Raw genomic sequence first — 8,393 nt, forward strand, 5'->3', positions numbered from 1 at the left:
TCACGCGCACACCCCAGCACGTGCGCGCGACACACGCAGACCCCCGCGTACGCCCAGGAGCCGCACCATGACATCAGCGCACACCGAGCCGCTCTGGCAGCCCGACGAGGAACGCGTCGCCGCCGCGGCGGTCACCCGCTTCCAGTCCTGGGCCGCCGAGCGCCACGGAGCCCCGGCCGAGGGCGGATACCCGGCCCTGCACCGCTGGTCGGTCGAGGAGCTGGAGTCCTTCTGGCAGGCCGTCACCGAATGGTTCGACATCCGCTTCTCCACCCCCTACGAGCGCGTCCTCGGCGACCGCTCGATGCCGGGCGCCCAGTGGTTCCCGGGAGCCACCCTCAACTACGCCGAGCACGCCCTGCGCGCCGCGGTCGAGCGGCCCCACGACACCGCCCTCCTTCATGTGGACGAGACACATGAGCCCCGGCCGATCACCTGGGCCGAGCTGCGCCGTCAGGTCGGTTCGCTCGCGGCCGAGCTGCGCAGCCTCGGCGTCCGGCCCGGCGACCGCGTCAGCGGCTATCTGCCGAACATCCCCGAGGCCGTCACCGCCCTCCTCGCGACCGCCGCCGTCGGCGCCGTCTGGACCTCCTGCGCGCCGGACTTCGGCGCGCGCAGCGTCCTCGACCGCTTCCAGCAGGTCGAGCCGGTGGTCCTGTTCGCCGTGGACGGTTACCGCTACGGAGGCAAGGAGCACGACCGCCGCGACACCGTCGCCGAGCTGCGCGCCGAACTCCCGACCCTGCGGGCCGTCGTCCACATCCCGCTGCTCGGCACGGAGCCTCCCGAGGGAGCGCTCGCCTGGGCGGACCTCACCTCGGCGGACGTGGCACCGGTCTTCGAGCAGGTCGACTTCTCCCACCCGCTCTGGGTCCTGTACTCCTCGGGCACGACGGGCCTGCCGAAGGCGATCGTGCAGTCCCAGGGCGGCATCCTCGTCGAGCACTTCAAGCAGCTCGGCCTGCACTGCGACCTGGGTTCCGAGGATGTGTTCTTCTGGTACACCTCCACCGGCTGGATGATGTGGAACTTCCTCGTCTCCGGTCTGCTCACCGGTACCACGGTCGTCCTCTACGACGGCAGCCCGGGCCACCCGGACACCGCCGCCCAGTGGCGGATCGCCGAACGCACCCGCGCCACGCTGTACGGCACCTCCGCCGCGTACGTCATGGCCTGTGCGAAGGCGGACGTCCATCCGGCGCGGGACTTCGACCTCTCGGCGATCGGGTGCGTGGCGACCACGGGCTCCCCGCTGCCCCCCGACGGCTTCCGCTGGCTCCACGACGAGGTCCGTGAGGACCTGTGGATCGCCTCGGTGAGCGGCGGCACGGACGTCTGCTCCTGTTTCGCGGGCGCGGTCCCCACCCTCCCCGTCCACATCGGTGAACTCCAGGCGGCGGGCCTCGGCACCGACCTCCAGTCCTGGGACTCGTCGGGCAAGCCTCTGACCGGCGAAGTCGGCGAACTGGTGGTCACCAACCCGATGCCGTCGATGCCGATCTATTTCTGGAACGACCCCGACGGCAGCCGCTACCGTGACAGTTACTTCGAGATGTTCCCCGGCGTGTGGCGGCACGGCGACTGGATCACGATCACCGACCACGGCTCGGTGGTCATCCACGGCCGCTCCGACTCCACCCTGAACCGCCAGGGCGTCCGGATGGGCAGCGCCGACATCTACGAGGCCGTCGAGCGGCTCCCGGAGGTCCGCGAGTCCCTCGTGATCGGCCTGGAGGAGCCCGATGGCGGCTACTGGATGCCGCTCTTCGTCCACCTCGCGGAGGGGGCGACGCTCGACGAGGAGCTGATCAACCTCATCAAGCGGACCATCCGCAGCGAACTCTCCCCGCGCCACGTCCCGGACGACATCATCGAGGTCCCCGGCGTCCCCCACACCCTCACGGGCAAGCGCATCGAGGTCCCGGTCAAGCGCCTCCTCCAGGGCACCCCGCTCTCCAAGGCCGTCAACCCGGGCTCGGTCGACAACCTCGACCTGCTCCACTTCTACGAGAACCTCGCCCGCACCAGGCGCGCGTGACCACGACCGGGGCCCCGCGGCCACCGCCCGCGGGGCCCCGGTGAGAGGGACGCGTCCCCCTCCCAGGCACCTCCCTACGTCACCCCCCGTACGTCGCCTGCGACTCGCCCAGCACCTCCGCGAAGTCGGCCGCCAGGCGTCCGGCCGCCTCCACGCCCAGCGCCGCCGTCGTGATGCGCACCGCCGTCGGCGCCGCGATGCGGAAACGCGCCCCGGCCGCGACCCACCAGCCGCGCGTCCGCAGCCCGTTGACCACCGCCGACTCGTCCCGCACCGGCACCCACACATTGAGCCCGCTCGACCCGACGGCGTCGATCCCGTGCCGCGCCAGGCCGTCGAGCAGCGCCGCGCGACGCACCGTGTACGCCGCCTCGCCCGCCGCCACCAGGGCCGCCACCGACGGATCGCGCAGCAGCCCGGCCGCCGTCTCCTGCAGAACATGACTGACCCAGCCGGACGTCATGAGCATCCGCCCGTCGTGGCGGGCCAGCGTCACCGCGTCGCCCGCGAGCCCCGCCCACCGCAGGTCGACCCCGAGGTGCTTGGACCCGGTCCGTACCTGGGCCCACCGCTCGAGCTCGCCCGTCGCCGCCAGCGTGTGGGCCGGCGCGCCGGCGATGTCCGCGTTGTGGTCGTCCTCGACGACCAGGACCGCGGGGAACTCCCCGAGCACCGCCACCAGTTCGTCCCGCCGCGCCCGGGTGAACCAGGCGCCTGTGGGGCACTGGCCGCGAGGACTGCACACCACCGCCCGTACGCCGGCCCGCAGCGCGGTCCGCAGGGCCTCGGGCACGAGCCCCTCCCCGTCCACGGCGACCGGCACCATCCGCAGGCCCAGGGCCGGGACCAGGTCGAGCAGGTGGTGGAAGCCGGGGTCCTCGACCGCCACCGCGTCTCCCGGCCGCAGTTCCGTCGACAGCAGCCGCGCGACGCAGTCCAGGGCGCCGTGCGCGAAGGTCACATGCTCCGACGGCACCCCGTCCCGCTCGAACCAGGCGCGGGTCAGCTCCTCCAGGGCCCCGAGCCGAGGCGCCGCACGGTGGGATCCGTACACAGGCCGGACAGGGGCGGGCGGCCGCAACTCGGGAAGGAACGCCGGGTCCGGATGACCGCCCGCCAGGTCCACCAGACCGGCCGGTACCCGCGGCGGCCGGCGCGACGCCACCGAAGGTGCCTCGGCGACGACGGTCCCGCCCCGTCCGCGCGTCACCACGAGTCCCCGCTGACGCAGCTCCTTGTACGCGGTGGCGACCGTTCCCGGGCTGACGCCCAGCTCGTCCGCGAGCCGCCGTACCGGAGGCAGCGCGTCCCCCGGTGCGAGCCCGCCCTCGGTAACCGCCCGCTCGACGGACGCGGCAATTCCCTTGGCCGTCGTGCCTTCAATCGAATATTGTGCTGCCACGTACCGAAGTCTGTATCAATACAAAATCGCTGTCAAGGGGGACGAGTGAGCCGCTCACCGCTGAAGAACCGCATCCCCGGAGGGGTGAACGGCCGCCGCATGCTCGTCATCGGCTTCATCGACAAATGCGGCACCGGCCTCTGGGCCACCTCGATCGCCCTCTACTTCACCTACGTCACCGGACTCGGCATCGCGCAGGTGGGCCTGCTCGTCGGCATGTCCGGCGGCGTCGGCATCGCCGGCGCTCCCCTCGCCGGACGCCTCGCCGACCGCTTCCCCGTCACCCGCCTCCTCATCGGCGCCCAACTCCTGCGCGCCGCCGCCCTCCTCGCCCTTCTCACCACCGACAGCTACCCGCTGCTCGTCCTCTATTCGGCGGTGGGAGCCGTCCCCGACCGCGCCACCGGCGTCCTCACCAAGCTCTACGCCGCCCGCGTCGCCGGACCGCAACGCGTCCGCTACCAGGCCATCAACCGCACCGTCTCCAACCTCGGCTGGGCGTTCGGCGGACTCGGCGCAGCGGCCGCCCTCTCCGTCGCCACCACCACCGCCTACCAACTCCTGCTGATCGGCAACGTCCTCTCGTACGTCCTGATGGCCCTCCTCACCCTGCGCTGTGCCGAACCCGCCGCGCCCTCCCGGATCGCGGCCGACTCCACCACCCCCGCCCCCAGCACCAAGCCCACCAGCCCCTGGCGCGACCGCACCTACCTGCTCTTCACCGCCACGGAGGCCGCACTCGGCCTCCACGACACGATCCTCCAGGTCGCCCTGCCGCTCTGGATCGTCCACGCCACCGACGCCCCGGTCGGCCTCGCCCCGATGCTCCTGGTCCTCAACAGCGTCCTCGTCGTCCTCTTCCAGGTACCGCTCGCGCGCTTCGGCGCCACCACCGACGCCGCCCGACGGCTCCTCCTCCCGCTCGCCTGCCTCTTCGTCGCCGGCACCCTCGCCCTCACCGCCTCGGCCCTCGCCGGACGTGGCCTCGCCATCGCCGCCCTCATCACCGCGGCCGTCGTCCTCACCTTCGCCGAGATGATCCACACCACCGCCTCCTGGGAACTCTCCCTCGCCCTCGCCCCCGACGACGCCCAAGGCGCCTACCTCGGCGTCCACGGCCTCGCCGCCGCGAGCCAGCGCTTCGCCGGCCCCCTCCTGCTCACCGCCGTCATCAGCGCGGGCCCCCTCGCCTGGCCCCTCCTCGGTGCCGGCCTCGTCGCCACCTGTGCGGGCCAGCACCGCCTCGTCCGCCGACGCCCCGGCACACCCTCACTGTCAGTGGCGCCGACTACGGTGAGTGAGCACTGATCGACAGACCTCAGGGGGAGACATGACCCGGCCCGCCACCACCCCGTCCCTGCGCCGCGCCCTGCGCCGCGAAGTCCCCAGCACCGTCGGACTCCTCGCCGACGCACACGACTTCACCGCCATGCGCCGGTACGCCACCTTCCCCTTCGACGACCACCCGGTCTACCTCCGCCAGGTGGAAGCCCTGCTCAAAACCCTCTCCACCCAGGGCGGCCACACCACCGTCACCCTCTTCGACCCCGAGGAGTACGCGCAGTACTGCGAGGACACCGGCATCGACCCCGACCACCCCGCCAGCCGCAGCCGCTATACCGCCGAACTGGCCGCCGAGGGACCCCGCGTCACCTACACCGGTCAGCCGATGACCGACCTCGTCCCCACCCTCGTCGACACCGCGGCCCGCCGCGCCACCCGGGAGTACGCCACGACGCTCCTCACCGACACCGGCGACTGCGCCGCCTGCGGACAGGACATCGGCCGGGCCGCCTTCGACCAGGCCTCCCGCCTGCTCATGCGACTCCTCGACGCTGCGGGGCCCGGCACCCACCACCTCGTCTGCAGCGTCCCCGCCGCCGACGAACAACTCCTCGCCGCCCTCCAGACCACTCGCGACGACGAGCGGCCCCTCACCCTCGACCCCGACCGAGGCGCCGAGTTCGTCACGGTCCTCGCCGTCGGCATCGCCCTCGAAAGCCCCGGGGGAGTGGTCCTGCGCACCATGAACCCGGGCGCCCGCGACCGCCTTCACGGCTGGCGCCTCACCCGGGGCGACCTGATCCCCCTCACCGAGGCCGAGGTCTTCAGCGCCTACTGCACCGACGCCCACACCGGAGAGCCCCTCTCCCCGGAACCCCACGTCGAGTACCGCGCCGGCTTCGCCCTCGCCCCCGAAGACAACGACTGGCCCACCCACCCCTGACGCGAAAGGGGCTTCCCGCCACCGACGTGACGGGAAGCCCCTTCCTCTACGACCTGCCCGGCATCACTCCCCGGACAGCACCGCCTGCGCGGCCACACGGGCCTCCTCGGCCGTGTCCGCCGCACGCGCGGCAGCGGCGGCCCGCTCGCACTGCGCCAGTGTGTACTTCGCGAGCGTCGCCCGCACATACGGAATCGACGCGGCACCCATCGACAGAGAGGTGACACCCAGCCCCGTCAGCACACAGGCCAGCAGCGGATCCGAGGCGGCCTCACCACAGACACCACAGCTCTTGCCCTCGGCCTTGGCCGCCTCGGCGGACATCGCCACCAGGTCGAGCAGCGCCGGCTGCCACGGATCCTGCAGGCGCGACACCGCGCCCACCTGACGGTCGGCGGCGAAGGTGTACTGCGCCAGGTCGTTCGTGCCCAGCGAAAGGAACTCCACCTCCTGCAGGATCGAACGCGCCCGCAGAGCGGCGGAGGGGATCTCCACCATCGCACCGAACTTCGCCCGAAGCCCCGCCTCACGGCACGCGTCGGCGAAGGCCTTCGCGTCCGTACGGTCGGCCACCATCGGCGCCATGACCTCCAGGTACACCGGCAGACCCTCGACGGCCTTCGCCAGCGCCGTCAGCTGCGTCCGCAGCACCTCCGGGTGGTCGAGCAGCGTCCGCAGACCCCGCACACCCAGCGCCGGGTTCGGCTCGTCCGCCGGGGTCAGGAAGTCGAGCGGCTTGTCCGCACCGGCGTCCAGCACCCGCACGACCACACGACCCTCGGGGAACGCCTCGAGGACCTGGCGGTACGCCTCGACCTGCTTCTCCTCGGAGGGAGCCTTCTCGCTGTCGTCCAGGAAGAGGAACTCCGTACGGAACAGACCGACACCCTCGGCCCCCGCCGCCACCGCGGCAGGCACATCCGCCGGACCACCGACATTGGCGAGCAGCGGCACCTTGTGCCCGTCCGAGGTCGCCCCCGGACCGCTGGACGCGGCGAGAGCGGCCCTGCGCTCGGCGGCGGCCGCCGTCAGCTGGGCCTTCTTCTCCTCGCTCGGGTCGACGAAGATCTCCCCGGTGGAACCGTCCACCGCGATGACCGTGCCCTCGGCGATCTCACCCGCCCCGGGCAGCGCGACCACGGCCGGTACGCCAAGGGCTCGCGCGAGGATCGCGCTGTGGCTGGTCGGCCCGCCCTCCTCGGTCACGAAGCCCAGCACGAGCGCCGGGTCGAGCAGCGCCGTGTCGGCGGGAGCGAGATCCCGCGCGATCAGTACGTACGGCTCGTCGCTGTCCGGCACACCGGGCATCGGCACGCCCAGCAGTCGCGCGACGATACGGTTCCGCACATCGTCGAGGTCGGCGACGCGGCCGGCCATGTACTCACCCGCACCCGCGAGCAGCTCCCGGTAGTGCGAGAACGCGTCGTAGACACCGCGCTCGGCCGTGCTGCCGACCGCGATCCGGCGGTCGACGTCGGCGATGAGCTCGGGGTCCTGCGCGATCATCGCCTGGGCCTCGAGCACGTGCTGCGCCTCGCCGCCGGCCAGATTGCCGCGCGCGATCAGGTCGGCGGCCACGGCTTCCACGGCCTGACGGGCGCGCCCCTGTTCGCGCTCCGCCTCCTCGGCGGGAATCTGCTTGGCCGGCGGCTCGAGCACCGCCGTACCCATATGCCGTACCTCGCCGATCGCCACTCCGTGGCTGACGCCGACGCCTCGCAGCGTTGTCTCCATCTCACCCGTCTCCGATAGTGCGGCGGCACGCGCCGTCGCGTTGAATGTCGAACTCGCGGTCGTCACGAGGACGAGGGCGGCGTCAGTTCCAGCCGAAGAGCTGGTCGTCGGCCTTCACGTCGCCGCTCTCGACGACATCGGAGAGCGAGTCGGCCGTGGCCTCCAGGGCCACGACGGGACAGATGGGGGACTTGCCCGCGGCCTCGACGTCGGCGGGGTTCCAGCGCACGACGGCCTGCCCGCGCGTCACGGTGTCGCCCTTGGCGACGAGGAGCTCGAAGCCCTGTCCGTTCAGCTGGACGGTGTCGATCCCGAGGTGGGTCAGGACACCGTGCCCCTCGGCGTCGACGACGACGAACGCGTGCGGGTGCAGAGAGACGACGACGCCGTCGACCGGCGACACGGCCTCCGATGCCTCACGCACGGGATCGATGGCGGTACCGGGGCCGACCATCGCACCGGAGAAGACGGGATCGGGCACTGCGGCAAGACCGATGGCGCGTCCAGCAAGTGGCGACGTCACGGTTGTCATGGGAAGCCTCCCAGGGGCGGAGATTGTGTCGCCGTCACTACCTGTCCTGGACGGCGTACTGTTGAGAGCGTAAGTCATAAGAAGTCCCGGTTCCGCCCGAGACGTACCAGTTAGCGGACCTAGGGACTAGCCGGAAACGATTTGCCTCTACTGACGGCGGGATGTACTGTCGTACACCTGCTTGACCCCAACGCGACGTTGAGTCGTGGGTCGGCAGCACCTATCGAGTCAGATCCTAACCCCAGTGGTCTACACCTCTGCATGCCTGCGGAGGGGTGGTCAGGGGGACCGAAAAAGCCTGGTAGTGTTTGACCCCGCCGCAAGGGAAAGCGCGAAAGCGAATTCCTGGAACGGCAAGCCCGCTCCAGCGGGTGGCGGAAACGGAAAACGGATCTGCTAAGCTGGAAACACGAAAGACCGAAGGGAAAAGCCCGGAGGAAAGCCCGAGAGGGTGAGTACG

6 protein-coding genes are annotated in these 8,393 nt (G+C 71.6%); 3 read left to right on the forward strand and 3 right to left on the reverse strand.

Annotation, left to right across the window (positions count from 1 at the left end; translation table 11 throughout):
• Positions 1-67: 67 nt before the first annotated feature.
• Positions 68-2,038, forward strand: a complete 1,971-nt coding sequence (locus IE136_RS11075) for an acetoacetate--CoA ligase (protein WP_189600223.1) — start codon at positions 68-70, stop codon at positions 2,036-2,038.
• Positions 2,039-2,117: 79 nt separating this feature from the next.
• On the opposite strand, the gene IE136_RS11080 is transcribed toward IE136_RS11075, so the two are convergent.
• A complete protein-coding gene (locus IE136_RS11080) occupies positions 2,118-3,440 on the reverse strand; it encodes an aminotransferase class I/II-fold pyridoxal phosphate-dependent enzyme (protein WP_189600224.1) in 1,323 nt (440 codons plus the stop codon).
• A gap of 45 nt (positions 3,441-3,485) precedes the next feature.
• On the opposite strand from IE136_RS11080, the gene IE136_RS11085 reads away from it, so the two are divergent.
• Together IE136_RS11085 and IE136_RS11090 are read left to right on the forward strand one after the other, a co-directional pair.
• Positions 3,486-4,748 carry an MFS transporter gene (locus IE136_RS11085; protein ID WP_308432404.1) on the forward strand — a complete coding sequence of 421 codons (1,263 nt, stop codon included), beginning with the start codon at positions 3,486-3,488 and terminating at the stop codon, positions 4,746-4,748.
• Between the two features lie 22 nt (positions 4,749-4,770).
• Positions 4,771-5,667: a DUF8829 domain-containing protein gene (locus IE136_RS11090; RefSeq protein WP_189600225.1), complete on the forward strand. Its 897-nt coding sequence runs from the start codon at positions 4,771-4,773 to the stop codon at positions 5,665-5,667.
• A gap of 63 nt (positions 5,668-5,730) precedes the next feature.
• On the opposite strand, the gene ptsP is transcribed toward IE136_RS11090, so the two are convergent.
• Entirely contained in the window at positions 5,731-7,401 is a 1,671-nt protein-coding gene (ptsP, locus tag IE136_RS11095; RefSeq protein WP_158985241.1) for a phosphoenolpyruvate--protein phosphotransferase, read from the reverse strand.
• 82 nt (positions 7,402-7,483) lie between these two features.
• Positions 7,484-7,933, reverse strand: a complete 450-nt coding sequence (locus tag IE136_RS11100; RefSeq protein ID WP_158985239.1) for a PTS sugar transporter subunit IIA — start codon at positions 7,931-7,933, stop codon at positions 7,484-7,486.
• Between the last annotated feature and the right edge of the window lie 460 nt (positions 7,934-8,393).

The organism is Streptomyces lateritius (genome assembly GCF_014649715.1).
GTDB classification, from domain to species: domain Bacteria; phylum Actinomycetota; class Actinomycetes; order Streptomycetales; family Streptomycetaceae; genus Streptomyces; species Streptomyces lateritius.